Origin of the sequence: Vibrio sp. La 4.2.2, from assembly GCF_027586995.1 — a bacterium.
Taxonomy (GTDB): Bacteria; Pseudomonadota; Gammaproteobacteria; order Enterobacterales; family Vibrionaceae; genus Vibrio; species Vibrio mediterranei.
On record NZ_JAPPTJ010000001.1, the window covers coordinates 111721 to 125070 of the forward strand.

Consider the following 13350-nt stretch of genomic DNA (forward strand, 5'->3'; position numbering starts at 1 on the left):
AGGACGGCTTATCTTATGGGTTGCTGCGACGCACCAGGCTTAATGCCTATAGAAGAAGCATTGGATAAAATGCTCACACCAATTACTCCTGTTACTGACACTCTCACACTGCCGTTACCTGACGCGCTTGGGTATGTATTAGCAGAAGACATTCTTTCTCCTATTAATGTGCCTCCCTTTGATAACTCCGCAATGGATGGCTACGCCATTCGTCTCCGTGACTTAGAGCAAAGTACCACTCTATCAATGGTTGGTAAGTCATTTGCCGGCGCACCTTATGATGGTGACTGGCCTGCAATGACAACGGTTAGAATTATGACTGGTGCGAAAATCCCAGAGGGTTGTGATGCCGTTATTATGCAAGAAAACACAACGGTAGACGGTGATAACATTACGTTCAACCAGTGTTCTCCGAAGACAAATATGAACATTCGTCCTACTGGTGATGATATTCGAGTGAACGATGTCGTATTAAAAAAAGGTGCTCGTTTAACCACACGCGATATTCCTATGATCGCTACGTTAGGAATTAGCCACATCAGTGTCTTCCGTAAACCTGTTGTTGCTTTCTTTTCTACAGGAGATGAATTGCGCCCGCTTGGTACTGAGCTAGAAGATGGACAGATTTACGATAGCAACCGTTACGGAATTAAACCGCTTATTGAAAACTTCGGTTGTGAGGCTATTGATTTAGGTATCATTCCTGATTGCCCAGAAACACTGAAAGCCACATTCGAGCAGGCGCAACAACAAGCCGACGTTGTTATTACCTCGGGTGGCGTAAGCGTTGGTGAAGCTGACTATACTAAAGATATTCTTGAAGAATTAGGTCAAATTGGCTTCTGGAAACTTGCTATCAAGCCCGGTAAGCCTTTCGCTTTTGGTGAGCTGGACAACGCTTGGTTCTGCGGATTACCAGGAAACCCTGTTTCTGCAGTATTAACTATGTATGTCCTAGTACAACCTCTCATCGCTAAGCTTTCCGGTCACTCAGAATGGAAAGAGCCGGAGTCTATTCCTGCCATCACACGCAGCGCTTTCAAAAAAGCTCCTGGAAGAACCGATTATCAACGCGGTATCTATACGATTGAAGATGGCCAGTTTGTAGTCGAAACAACCGGAAACCAAAGCTCAGGAGCCTTTAGATCGATGAGCTTAGCAAACTGCTTTGTGGTGCTTGAGCGCGACCGCACGTCAATTGATGTGGGAGAAACGGTTCAAATCCAGTTGTTCAACCCAACTTTATTCTAACGAGGCTATTGTGGACATACTGTCTGATGAAGAGATGCTTCGCTATAACCGTCAAATTATATTGAAGAACTTCGATTTTGATGGACAAGAAGCACTCAAACAATCTTCAATTTTGATTATTGGAGCCGGTGGTTTAGGTTGTGCCTCTAGTCAGTATCTTGCCGCAGCGGGTATTGGTTCGCTCACCTTAGTCGATGACGATAAGGTGGAGCTATCAAACTTGCAACGACAAGTATTACACAACGATGACTCTATTGGTGTAGATAAAGTTGAGTCAGCTCGAGCTGCGTTGAGCAAAATCAACCCTAATGTGATGATTAAAACCATTAATCATCGCTTGGACGATACTGCTCTCGAAGCACAAATTCAAGAACACGACCTTGTTCTTGATGCCACTGATAATGTAGATACTCGTAACCAACTCAATCGCCTTTGCTTTAAACACAAAAAGCCGCTGGTCTGTGGGGCAGCGATTAGAATGGAAGGTCAAGTCTCCGTCTTTACATATCAAGACGACAGCTTACCTTGCTATGCTTGTTTAAGCGTACTGTTTGGAGATACAACGCTGAGCTGTGTTGAAGCCGGCGTCATGTCACCTGTCGTTGGCATCATTGGTGCTACGCAGGCACTAGAGGCGATAAAAGTCCTCGCTAACTATGGGCAGCCTAAAATAGGTAAGCTATTAATATTTGATGGTATATCATTAAGCTGGCGAGACATGGGGTTGCCTAAATCCAAGGCCTGCAAAGTTTGTGGTGAATAGAGAGTAGCCTATGGAGAAGTACTAATGAAACAACTAACCATCGCATTTGCTATTCTCGCTGTGGGTGTTGGATTCTTGCTGCTTCTCCTATCTTCAGATTCAAATACAGAAAAAACCGAACAAGCCAAAGTAATAAGCCATGTTCTCACACAATCTTTAGACGGTAATCGTTACTACCTCATCGTGGAACATAGAGACGGTAGTAACAGCCGTGTCGCCACAGATAAAGCAACATTATGCCCCGTAGGTTCAGAAGTCACACTAAGCTCACAGCAGAGCTCAGTTTCTAATACCAAGACCTATCGCCTTCAGCATTGCCTCAACAGATAAGGAAATCATTGATGACACAACCTATTGTTTCTCCTCAATGGCTAAAGCAACAGCTAGATGCTAACAACGACATTATTGTTCTTGATGCCAGTATCGAATTTCAAATTCCGCTAGAGCCTGAAAAGGACAAAAGTGGAGTAATTCCTGGCGCTCAGCGCTTTGATTATGACAACGTCTTTTGCGACCCAGACAGTTCTCTTCCTCATATGATGCCAACTGAAGCTCGTTTCAATGAACTAGCTTCGAAACTGAGCCTTACTGAAAAAAGTACGATAGTTGTTTATGATAATTCCGGTACTTATGCTTCACCTCGTGCGTGGTGGATGCTTAAAGCAATGGGATTAAGTGAGGTTTATGTGCTCTCCGGAGGCTTACCTGCTTGGAAAACAGCTGGTTACGATTGCGATGAAGATTATTCGATTGGAGCGCCCACCTCCCCTTCTCTGTCACTAGATCAGCATTACTTCCTATCAGCAGAACAAGTTCTTACGTATTCCGAAAAGCAAAACGCTCATATCGTCGATGCTCGCTCTTTAGCACGCTTCAAAGGCGAAGTGAAAGAACCAAGAGAAGGTGTCAGAAGCGGCCATATTCCAAATTCTGTTTGTCTTCCTTTTGCTGAACTCATCAACGATGGCACCCTCAAACCGTTAGAAGATCTTGCTCCTTTGTATTCAGCTATCTCAGCAAGTAAACGAGAGCATATGGTGTTTAGCTGTGGTTCCGGCGTAACGGCTTGTATTCTCGCTCTTGGCGCTTATGTCTGTGGTTATCATAATTTATCTGTCTATGACGGTTCATGGACTGAATGGGGTCAACGTGTTGATCTACCTGTAGAAAAGTAAAATGAAGACAAGCAGGTCTATGGGACCTGCTTCCTTTCGCTACCCGTTATAAGCACCACTTGAGTAATGAAGCTCATAACTATGTGAGTAGATCTCTAGAATATTACCAAACGGGTCTTCCATATAGATCATTCGATACGGTTTCTCTCCCGGATAGTAGTAACGTGGCTCCTTCATTCGTCGTTTACCACCTGCCGCGACAATTTTGTCAGCTAGCCCTTCAACATCAGGATCTTGTACGCAAAAATGAAAAATGCCGGTTTTCCAATATTCAAAGTTGTCTTCTGGATTTTGCTGATTTTTGAACTGAAATAGCTCTACCCCAATTCTGTCACCGGTGGACAGATGAGCAATTCGAAAGTGGTCCCACCCTTCCCCAAAAACGTCTGTACACATTACACCGATAGCAGAGTCGTCTTCAGTAACATCAGTCGGCGGCATAATAAGATACCAACCTAATACCTCGGTATAAAACTTGACGGCAGCCTCCAGATCAGGCACCGATATTCCAATGTGGCTAAAACAGCGTGGGTAGGTGTGGTTTGTGTTTGCTGAACTCATAAGTCGATGTCCTCTAGATGATAACGCTTGAGTATTTCATTGTGGATCAGCCGATAGTTATCATATAACCTAAAAACTATAATTAATTGTTATCTACGAAACCGTCATGATAAATACGACTTGGCTCAATACTTTTAAAACTCTAGTAGAGATCGGGCACTTTACCCAAACCGCTGAAAAGCTCTTCATGACACAACCTGGCGTCAGCCAACATATTAAAAAGCTCGAAGCAAGCCTTAATGTTGAGTTGCTTACTCGGGAAGGAAAAAGTTTTGAGCTCACGGAGCAAGGACGTTTAGTGTATGAATACGCCCTTGAGCTAGCCAGTCGGGAGAACATGTTACTAGGGCGTCTAAGGTATGATGACCCTGAGTCAGGTAGCCTTAGCTTTTCAGCTTCGGGCGCTATCATTACCGCACTCTACCCAAGTTTGCTGGATCTGCAGCAACGATATCCGGGGTTGAAGGTCAATGTTGAAGCTGCACCAAACCGCCGGATCATAGAAAGTATTAGTAATGGCATTATAGATTCTGGCATGGTCACGGCTTCGATTCAGAACCCTGAACTGTCAGCAGAGTACATAGGACAACTAGAGCTATGTCTAATTGGTAGTAGAGACGCGGTAGCTAAATATTCGGCGTCAGAAGCGATCAACCAGCTTGGCGTAGTCGACCATCCTGATGCGCAATACTACTTACAAAAATACATCGAAGACAGCCGACTCGAAGAACTCACTCAAGCAGAGTGGCAAGATTTCAATAAAGTCACCTACATTAACCAACATAGTCAGATATTACAGCCTGTTTCTATGGGTATTGGTGTCACTGTATTACCCAAAGTTGCCATTGAGTATTCAGGCTACAAAGATAAAGTTAATGTCTGGCCCACTGAACATTTAGTCAGTGAACCGCTCTATTTTGTGAAGAAAAAACGAAAACAACTTGCCGCTCGGTACTTATTTTTGTTGGAACTTATCAAAGCCACAGAGTTCGCGTAGTCTGCGATTAGCTCGGTAAATTCTTCATTTGCTCATCAAGGTTCAGCACTGTTAAAGCATTACTTACACTGGTTGCAACCACATCGATTACGCCAGTACGCAACGCCCCGAGTAACGCCATTGGTTTGCTATTTTCAGAAGCGATCGCAATCACCTCTGATATCATACGAAACTCTTCAAGCCCCAAGCCAATCACTCGATCACTCATCACTGTATTGGCGGCTTGCCCCTGAATATCGAAGAAATCATAACCAGCAAAATCACCAACTACTCCCTGATTCAATCTCGATTGAACAACTTCGTCAGCGGTAAACCATCCCAAATCAACCATGTAACTGTTCTCACTCATATCACCGACACCTACGATAGCCATATCGGCTTTACGCGCTAAATCTAGAGTCTGTTTGACCGTAGCATTTTGCATAAACGCTAACTTTTGATCTTTATTTTCAGCGTATGCCGGTGCATATAAGGTTTCAGAACTACCACCGTATTTTTTCGCCAACTGACGACAAATATGGTCGGCATTAAAGCGTCCCCCACGTGGATGAATTCCCCCAATCCCACAAACAAACTTACAGTCTCTAGGAGTAATAACCCCCATATGATGAGCTACAGCCGAAACGTTTCTGCCTTGTCCTACTGTCACCACAGTTCCACCTTTTAGTGTCTGTGCTAAGTAGTTTGAGACTAGCCCTCCCACTTGCATACGCTGTGCTTCTTCATCAGCTTGGTCCAATGCAATGAGCGCTCGCTTAACTCCAAAACGTTCAATCAGACGCTGTTCGATCTTAGCACTATATACCGGATGGTATTTGACTGTGATTTCGACAATTCCTTCATCTCTTGCTTGCTTGAGAAGACGACCGATTTTTGCGCGCGACACACCAAACTTCTTAGAGATCTCCTCTTGTGTTGCACCATCTTGGTAATAGGCGACAGCAATTTCTGTCAGCAAGTCATTGCCAGTTTCGCTAATTTCACTTTTCATTATCACTTACCTAATCAGGAAAAATAGTGGCGCTCATTGGTTCACACCTTATACATATGCTCAATCATAAACAGAACTAAGCATTCGCTCAATACCATTACATTTTCTCAGGTCAAGATTTCAGCAGAAAAAGCAGCCCACAGACCTTATAAAACATGGAATCGACATTGAAGTACGCTTGCGTTATCAAAAAACAAAAATAACCTTATGAATACTACTTTTCAGACCAGTATTTGATTGACATTATTTCTGCATAGGGTAAATATGGGTTCAACATTTACTCAGAAGTGATACATATGTTCACGCATATTTGTTCACTAACACGGAAAAGGTTTACGAGCTAATCCTACGTAAAGTTGAAACTTTGGCTCGTAACATAACATTTGTAGTATGAGGCCATTCCTCACAAATTTATGCCCTCAAGAATAGGAACGTACCGATGAGCAACAAATTAGAGCAACTTCGCAAATTGACTACTGTAGTAGCGGACACTGGTGATATCGAAGCAATTCGTAAGTACCAACCAGAGGACGCAACAACTAACCCATCTCTGATTTTGAAAGCAGCACAAATCGCTGATTACGCACCGCTTATCGACCAAGCGATTGAATACGCTAAAACTCAAAGCGACGATAAAGCACAACAAGTTCAAGACACTTGTGACATGTTAGCGGTTAACATCGGTAAAGAAATTCTTAAAACTATCCCAGGTCGTATCTCCACTGAAGTGGATGCTCGTCTTTCTTACGATACTGAAGGTAGCGTTGCTAAAGCGCGTCAACTTATCAAAATGTACAATGATGCAGGCATCGCCAATGACCGTATCCTAATCAAACTGGCTTCTACATGGGAAGGTATTCGTGCGGCTGAGATTCTAGAAAAAGAAGGCATCAACTGTAACCTAACGTTACTATTCTCATTCGCTCAAGCTCGCGCATGTGCGGAAGCTGGTGTTTATCTAATTTCACCTTTCGTAGGTCGTATTATGGACTGGTACAAGGCGAAAGAAGGCCGTGACTTCGAAGCATCAGAAGACCCAGGCGTTATCTCAGTATCAAGCATCTACAACTACTACAAAGACCACGGTTACAACACCGTTGTAATGGGTGCAAGCTTCCGTAATATCGGTGAGATTCTTGAGCTAGCAGGCTGTGATCGTCTGACTATCGCTCCACAACTTCTGGCTGAACTAGAGGCAGCTGAAGGTGAAGTAGTAGAGAAGCTTGTTGACTCAAAAGGTTCTAAAGAACGCCCAGCAGCGATGACTCATGCCGAGTTCCTATGGGATCATAACCAAGACCCAATGGCAGTAGAGAAACTGGCTGAAGGCATTCGCAACTTCGCAGTAGACCAAGGCAAACTAGAAGCAATGATTGAAGCTAAGCTTTAATCCACACGATTAATAAAAGGGGAACGTTTGCGTTCCCCTTTTAATTTCCCCTCTCCAATATCAAATTTATTCGGTGTTTATTATGGATCGTAAAAACCTAGCAAACGCTATCCGTGCATTAAGCATGGACGGTGTTCAACAAGCTAACTCTGGCCACCCAGGTGCTCCGATGGGCATGGCTGACATCGCTGAAGTTCTTTGGCGTTCTCACTTAAACCACAACCCGTCAAACCCTGAGTGGGCGGACCGCGACCGATTTGTACTGTCTAACGGTCACGGTTCAATGCTAATTTACTCTCTACTTCATCTTGCAGGTTACGAGCTTTCTATTGACGACCTTAAAAACTTCCGTCAACTGCACTCAAAAACACCAGGGCATCCAGAGTATGGCTATGCACCAGGCATTGAGACAACCACTGGTCCTCTAGGCCAAGGTATCACTAACGCTGTGGGCATGGCGTTAGCTGAAAAGACACTTGCAGCACAATTCAACAAAGAAGGTCATGACATCGTTGACCACTTTACCTATGCGTTTATGGGTGATGGCTGCTTGATGGAAGGCATTTCTCATGAAGCGTGTTCTCTCGCGGGTACACTAGGCCTTGGTAAGCTAATCGCTTTCTGGGATGACAACGGCATCTCTATTGATGGTGAAGTGGAAGGTTGGTTCTCTGACGATACTCCAAAACGTTTTGAAGCGTATGGCTGGCACGTTATCCCAGCAGTAGACGGTCACGATTCAGAAGCGATCAACGCGGCAATTATCACAGCGAAAGCAGACCCTCGCCCTACTCTTATTTGTACTAAAACCATCATCGGTTTTGGCTCTCCAAACAAATCTGGCTCTCATGACTGCCACGGTGCACCACTAGGCGCAGAAGAGATCGCGGCAACACGTAAGCAACTAGGCTGGGAGTACGGTCCTTTTGAAATTCCGACAGAAGTCTACGCAGAGTGGGATGCGAAGGAAGCGGGCACGGCTAAGGAAGCAGCGTGGAACGAAAAACTTGCAGCGTATGAAGCAGCTTACCCAGAGCTAGCCGCAGAATTCAAACGTCGCGTAAGCGGTGAGCTTCCGGCTCAATGGGAAGAAAAAGCAAGTCAAATTATCGCCGACCTTCAAGCGAATCCAGCAAATATTGCATCACGTAAAGCATCACAAAATGCACTTGAAGCTTTTGGTGCAATGCTACCAGAATTCCTAGGTGGTTCTGCTGACCTAGCACCGTCAAACCTAACCATGTGGTCAGGTTCTAAGTCGCTAACAGCTGATGACGCATCTGGGAATTACATCCACTATGGTGTGCGTGAGTTTGGTATGACTGCGATCATGAACGGTATCGCACTACATGGCGGCTTTGTTCCTTACGGGGCAACGTTCTTGATGTTCATGGAATACGCTCGTAACGCAATGCGTATGGCTGCACTGATGAAAGTGCAAAACATCCAAGTTTATACTCACGATTCTATTGGTCTGGGTGAAGATGGCCCAACACACCAACCAGTTGAACAGATGGCATCATTACGCTTAACACCAAACATGAGTACGTGGCGTCCATGTGACCAAGTTGAGTCAGCAGTTGCTTGGAAATTCGCCATCGAGCGTAAAGACGGTCCAACGTCACTAATTTTCTCTCGTCAAAACCTAGCTCAACAAGAACGTAGCACTCAGCAAGTTGCTGATATCGCAAAAGGAGCTTACGTGCTCAAAGATTGCGAAGGCAAGCCTGAGTTAATCCTGATTGCAACAGGCTCTGAAGTTGAGTTAGCCGTTAGTGCCGCTCAACAATTGACTGAAGCAGGAAAGCAAGTACGTGTTGTTTCAATGCCAGCAACAGACGTATTTGATAAACAAGACGAAGCGTATCGCGAGTCTGTACTTCCTTCAGATGTGACAGCAAGAATCGCTATTGAAGCGGGTATTGCTGACTTCTGGTACAAGTATGTTGGTTTTGGTGGCAAGATCATCGGTATGACAACATTCGGTGAATCTGCACCTGCAGGCGAGCTATTTAAGATGTTTGGCTTTACGACTGAGAATGTCGTAACTACTGCTAACGATCTTCTCGCTTAAAACTAAGTTCCAAAACCTAGACGACTAAGCCGAGCATAAATGCTCGGCTTTTTTGTTCTAGTTATCTATCTACTTTCAACGAAACGCTTCAAGATTGGTTCGCTTTATTATCAAATAGTTCCTCGATTTCATTTTGTCCCTGTCTCATATATGAAACACCTCCTACGTTGATTACGCAAACACGCTTCCTAAACTATGAATGTGGCAACGAAAAGGAACTTCATTATGCTCAAGAGTACGATTGTATTATGTGCGCTCTTCTCTTCCCTAACTTTCGCCTCTGATCTAACCATCAAGAGCGAAGGTGTAACTTTCAAAACATACACAGACGAAGATTTGGCGAATATGCCACAAACCAGTATCAAGACTGAATTACCTTGGTTAGAAGGAGAAAATCATTTTACCGGTGTTTCGCTTATTGAGCTTTTTTCGCAGGCAAACGCGCAATTGCCTGACATGGTTACCTTTGTCGCACTGAATGATTATAAAGTCACGATTAGTCTTAAAGATATCCAAGCATACAACCCTATTGTTGCCAATCGTAAAAATGGGGGAAAAATGTCTGTCAGAGATAAAGGGCCTTTTTGGGTGATATTTCCTATTTCTCAATTTCCAGAGATTAATACAACCGACTATCACGCTATGATGATCTGGCAATTAAAAGAAGTCAGCTACTGAGATGTTAAATACGCGCGCTATTCGTCAGTTTCCTATCAATCTGGCGAAGCTCATTCTGATCATTATCACTTCCTGCGTTTTGGCAGTGAACGTGATTACCATCGATCGTATTAACCATATTAACGAGGACCTATCTGAACGCAAAAATGAGGCAACCTGGTTCATACTGCAACTCGTCAAAGAATATTCAAACTTCATCACTCAAACCCATATTACACCACTCGATACAGAGAAGATTTGGCTCTCTTATGACCTCACTTGGAGTCGTTTTGACATTATCTTGAACAGCAAAGAATCCGCTAACTTCATAAAGCAGGCTAACTATCATGACTTCTTCATCGCTCAGTTCGACAAATTCAAAGCTCTTGAGCGATCCTTAAAACTGCTACAGGAAAAGCCGGAACTTCAAACTGCACTCAACCAACGCATTAAACTTAACTTTAATGAAGTCATTCATTTTATTAATAATAAATTCCAAATAGAGAGCCCTCTGAGCGAGAAAAGTCGCACTTTAATAGAACGCTTATTAGTACTTCAGAAGGTAAGTACAGTGGCGTTAATCGTATTATTCATCGTTATTTCGGTGATTTTCTGGATTGAAACCAAAATGCGGCAGACCATTCAACGGAGAGATCCACTCACACGCTTGTTGAATCGAGTTGCTCTTACAACTGACATTAAAGCAAACCTCACTGCACCTCACTACAATTTGCTATCAATCAGAGTACAAAATGTTGCTGAAGTGAATCAAAAATACGGCATCGACTATGGCGATGTCATCATCAAAACCGCGGCGCAAAGGGTGACTGGTTTTCTAACCGATGATTTACTGCTTTATCGCTATAGTGGTGCCCAATTCATTATTCTCGGCAAGGCAGAAGGTTCATTAATTTCCGATAAGCTAGTTCAGAGAATTAAAGAAGAGCTGTCAAAAACTATCGAATTGAGTGATATGGAGTTGGTACTCGATGTTTCCCTATCGCAAGAGGTTAACCTTAAACGAAGCAGCCTAACTGAGACACTGACGCAGCTATCACGCAAAGCGCTATCCACTTAACGTTTAAAATTTGTGGTCAGCTACTTTGATGCTGGTCACCTTGGTTGAGAGCGTTTCATGTCGGCCGATCTTATAGAATTCACAGAACTCGGAATAACCAAGCGGTTTACTAAAGAAGTAGCCTTGTAAGTAATCACAGCCAATTTCAGTCAGATAGCGGTATTGATTGGCATTTTCGACGCCTTCCCCAACTACTTTAGCGTGACAGTTATGACCTAGCGCTATAATTGAGTTAAGCATGCGCTCCTGATTCACTTCGCCACTAATTCGGTCAACGAAGCTCTTATCAATTTTCAGTTCATCAACAGGGTAATGCAGCAATTGATTGATTGAAGCATACCCTGTTCCAAAGTCATCCAGTGACACTTTAAAGCCTAACTCTCTAAGTCCTGAAATAATAGCGACCGTATCCTGTGTACTTCGGACATAACTGGTCTCTGTTACTTCTAGAGTAACTTTATGATGTTTGACACCGTAACGACTACAGAGGCTACATATATGCTCAATAAACTCATTATTGTAGAGCTCCAATGCGGAAATGTTAATCGAGAGACTTCCGGTATAGCCGCAATCCGTTTCCATTTTCTGTAAATCTTTCAGCGAGTTTTCAATGACCCAACTATCAATAAGGCCTATGATATTCGCCTTTTCTGCCACAGGGATAAACTCATCTGGTCCAATACCTTTTGCTTGTAGCACTGGACATCGGACTAACACTTCAAGACTGGCGATCTCCATTGTTTTTGAGTCTATAAGAGGCATGTAACGTAGCTCATAACCATGCGTTTGAGTGCATTTCAGCAGTACTCTTTCTATATCATCAATACGGGATAAATCCTCCAAAAGTTGGTCGTCAAATAGTACTAGAGAGCGTTGGTTTTTGATTTGCTTAGCTTTATTCAAGGCCACTTCTAGCCCTTTTTGCCATAAGTTTGCTTGGTCTTTACGACACAACGGGAAAATAGCCATTGCGAGGTCTAAATTAATGGGTAGAGCATCAAGTAGTCCCGCCCGCTTGAGCGTCTTCTCACTATTAACAATTTGTGACTTCACCTGGTTTTCATCATTTGCATCTATAAGTACACAGAATGTGTTACTACCATAGCGGCAAACTGAATAATCACTGGTCGCTGTTCCCCTATCTTCTTGATAATGTCCAACAAACACCTCTATTTCTCTTGCAAGATTCTTCAACACTTGGTCTGCTATTTTTGCCCCATGAAGATCATTGATTCGCCTGAAGTCTATGATGTCCCATGCAACAATATAAGTCGTTCTAGTCGAATAACTAGCGATACGCTGCTCTACAAAGTGAATAAATGACCTACGATTAGCAAGACGAGTAAGACCATCAAACTCCGCTTCAAATTTCACCTTACTCAAACTATCTATATAAGCGTTTTTTAACACTGATACTTCATCGGTTCCTTTAGCTCTTTTGAAATACCTCAGTTCCAAGCCACCTTTATGAATTTCTGACAGCAAAGCATCAATTGGATAGAGTATTCGACGGCGTATATTGAAATGAATTACAACCAATAGTACGAGCATTACCAGAACCAAATACCCGAATACTTCTATTACAAGTTCCTTTTTGATCGACGCGTAATGAGAGTCAAGTATATTCAAATCGACGACTAACCCAGACCCAGCAATACGTATAACGTTGCCATCGATAAATTCGCTACCCAACTCTGTAACCACAATGTTGGAACTACTATTGTCTTCTAAGGCACCCTTGCTAAACTCCAAGCTAATATAAGGATACTGGGATGCTTTGCTAAACAAAGCGTTAATTTCTAAAAGACTGCCATCAACAATTAATAAACTACGATCTGATCTAGTTACCACATATTTGTCATCAGGAGGTAATGTAGGGTCATAAGCTCCTGTAGAGCTGTATCTCACCTCCCCTATTAAAGATTGATAGATATTTCCCGACTGATCAAAAGGTTCCCCAAGAGAAACTTTAACGTGAGAGTCAAAGACATGCTGGTAAAGGTCGTCAGGCAAAGAACGAGCACTAAATGGATTCGACTTAGAAGAGGCGGCTGTCATGGTAAACATTTCATCTAGTACATAGATTGCAGTGTTGCTCTCTTGCCGACTATGATCTCGACTTAGTACATAATTGATGTGTGACTCAAGGAAGTTTCGGCTACTGAGCTCGCCTGTGTCTTGAATGTGACGCAAAAATTGCGTACTGCCTGATATCTCATAACCTAACGCCTCGATACCTTTTATTTCAAATCTGGTCGCTTTTAGAGCCGCTTCTACATTTGCAATCCACTTGGAACGTTCAAGTTTCTTATATTCATCGAGTTGCCACTGATAGAGTAAAGCTCCTGCGCCGAGAGTAATCACGCCGATTGTTGGTATCAATGCCAGGTGCAACCTCTGCAATAACTTCATC

General features: G+C 43.3%; 12 protein-coding genes. 9 read left to right on the forward strand and 3 right to left on the reverse strand.

Going from position 1 to position 13350, the window contains the following annotated elements; genetic code table 11:
• The first annotated feature begins 15 nt into the window (after window positions 1-15).
• The 4 genes from moeA to OH456_RS00480 are packed head-to-tail and all read left to right on the forward strand — an operon-like array spanning window position 16 to window position 3189.
• Window positions 16-1251, forward strand: coding sequence for a molybdopterin molybdotransferase MoeA (gene moeA, locus OH456_RS00465; RefSeq protein ID WP_270032574.1), 1236 nt, complete (start codon window positions 16-18; stop codon window positions 1249-1251).
• A gap of 10 nt (window positions 1252-1261) precedes the next feature.
• On the forward strand, window positions 1262-2014 hold the full coding sequence (gene moeB, locus OH456_RS00470; protein WP_270032575.1) for a molybdopterin-synthase adenylyltransferase MoeB: 753 nt from the start codon (window positions 1262-1264) through the stop codon (window positions 2012-2014).
• Between the two features lie 24 nt (window positions 2015-2038).
• Window positions 2039-2344 carry a hypothetical protein gene (locus tag OH456_RS00475; protein ID WP_006070544.1) on the forward strand — a complete coding sequence of 102 codons (306 nt, stop codon included), beginning with the start codon at window positions 2039-2041 and terminating at the stop codon, window positions 2342-2344.
• 11 nt (window positions 2345-2355) lie between these two features.
• Complete coding sequence (locus OH456_RS00480; RefSeq protein WP_006070545.1) at window positions 2356-3189, forward strand: sulfurtransferase; 834 nt, start codon at window positions 2356-2358, stop codon at window positions 3187-3189.
• 39 nt (window positions 3190-3228) lie between these two features.
• On the opposite strand, the gene OH456_RS00485 is transcribed toward OH456_RS00480, so the two are convergent.
• Window positions 3229-3750, reverse strand: coding sequence for a lactoylglutathione lyase family protein (locus OH456_RS00485; protein WP_270032577.1), 522 nt, complete (start codon window positions 3748-3750; stop codon window positions 3229-3231).
• Window positions 3751-3856: 106 nt separating this feature from the next.
• Between OH456_RS00485 and OH456_RS00490 the strand changes: the two genes are divergently transcribed.
• Window positions 3857-4747 (forward strand): LysR family transcriptional regulator, encoded by an 891-nt coding sequence (locus tag OH456_RS00490; RefSeq protein ID WP_270032578.1) that lies wholly within the window; start codon window positions 3857-3859, stop codon window positions 4745-4747.
• A gap of 7 nt (window positions 4748-4754) precedes the next feature.
• Here the strand turns inward: OH456_RS00490 and OH456_RS00495 are convergent, their stop codons facing one another.
• Entirely contained in the window at window positions 4755-5738 is a 984-nt protein-coding gene (locus OH456_RS00495) for a sugar-binding transcriptional regulator (protein ID WP_006070548.1), read from the reverse strand.
• A 439-nt stretch (window positions 5739-6177) separates the two neighbouring features.
• On the opposite strand from OH456_RS00495, the gene tal reads away from it, so the two are divergent.
• The 4 genes from tal to OH456_RS00515 all read left to right on the forward strand — a co-directional run bounded on the left by tal (window position 6178) and on the right by OH456_RS00515 (window position 10937).
• Window positions 6178-7128, forward strand: a complete 951-nt coding sequence (gene tal / locus OH456_RS00500) for a transaldolase (RefSeq protein WP_006070549.1) — start codon at window positions 6178-6180, stop codon at window positions 7126-7128.
• Between the two features lie 82 nt (window positions 7129-7210).
• A complete protein-coding gene (gene tkt, locus OH456_RS00505) occupies window positions 7211-9202 on the forward strand; it encodes a transketolase (RefSeq protein ID WP_270032579.1) in 1992 nt (663 codons plus the stop codon).
• 225 nt (window positions 9203-9427) lie between these two features.
• Window positions 9428-9880, forward strand: a complete 453-nt coding sequence (locus OH456_RS00510; protein ID WP_270032580.1) for a hypothetical protein — start codon at window positions 9428-9430, stop codon at window positions 9878-9880.
• 1 nt (window position 9881) lies between these two features.
• Window positions 9882-10937, forward strand: a complete 1056-nt coding sequence (locus OH456_RS00515) for a GGDEF domain-containing protein (RefSeq protein WP_124941896.1) — start codon at window positions 9882-9884, stop codon at window positions 10935-10937.
• A 3-nt stretch (window positions 10938-10940) separates the two neighbouring features.
• Here OH456_RS00515 and OH456_RS00520 read toward each other — a convergent pair whose 3' ends face one another.
• A complete protein-coding gene (locus OH456_RS00520) occupies window positions 10941-13349 on the reverse strand; it encodes a bifunctional diguanylate cyclase/phosphodiesterase (protein WP_198558761.1) in 2409 nt (802 codons plus the stop codon).
• Between the last annotated feature and the right edge of the window lies 1 nt (window position 13350).

What these genes read in the sequence shown, in the direction of transcription:
- OH456_RS00480 (WP_006070545.1), top strand. Translation starts at nt 2,356, where the DNA reads ATGACACAACCTATTGTTTCTCCTCAATGGCTAAAGCAACAGCTAGAT.
- tkt (WP_270032579.1), top strand. Translation starts at nt 7,211, where the DNA reads ATGGATCGTAAAAACCTAGCAAACGCTATCCGTGCATTAAGCATGGAC.
- OH456_RS00515 (WP_124941896.1), top strand. Translation starts at nt 9,882, where the DNA reads ATGTTAAATACGCGCGCTATTCGTCAGTTTCCTATCAATCTGGCGAAG.
- tal (WP_006070549.1), top strand. Translation starts at nt 6,178, where the DNA reads ATGAGCAACAAATTAGAGCAACTTCGCAAATTGACTACTGTAGTAGCG.
- OH456_RS00485 (WP_270032577.1), bottom strand. Translation starts at nt 3,750, where the DNA reads ATGAGTTCAGCAAACACAAACCACACCTACCCACGCTGTTTTAGCCAC.
- OH456_RS00510 (WP_270032580.1), top strand. Translation starts at nt 9,428, where the DNA reads ATGCTCAAGAGTACGATTGTATTATGTGCGCTCTTCTCTTCCCTAACT.
- OH456_RS00475 (WP_006070544.1), top strand. Translation starts at nt 2,039, where the DNA reads ATGAAACAACTAACCATCGCATTTGCTATTCTCGCTGTGGGTGTTGGA.
- moeA (WP_270032574.1), top strand. Translation starts at nt 16, where the DNA reads ATGGGTTGCTGCGACGCACCAGGCTTAATGCCTATAGAAGAAGCATTG.
- OH456_RS00495 (WP_006070548.1), bottom strand. Translation starts at nt 5,738, where the DNA reads ATGAAAAGTGAAATTAGCGAAACTGGCAATGACTTGCTGACAGAAATT.
- OH456_RS00520 (WP_198558761.1), bottom strand. Translation starts at nt 13,349, where the DNA reads ATGAAGTTATTGCAGAGGTTGCACCTGGCATTGATACCAACAATCGGC.
- OH456_RS00490 (WP_270032578.1), top strand. Translation starts at nt 3,857, where the DNA reads ATGATAAATACGACTTGGCTCAATACTTTTAAAACTCTAGTAGAGATC.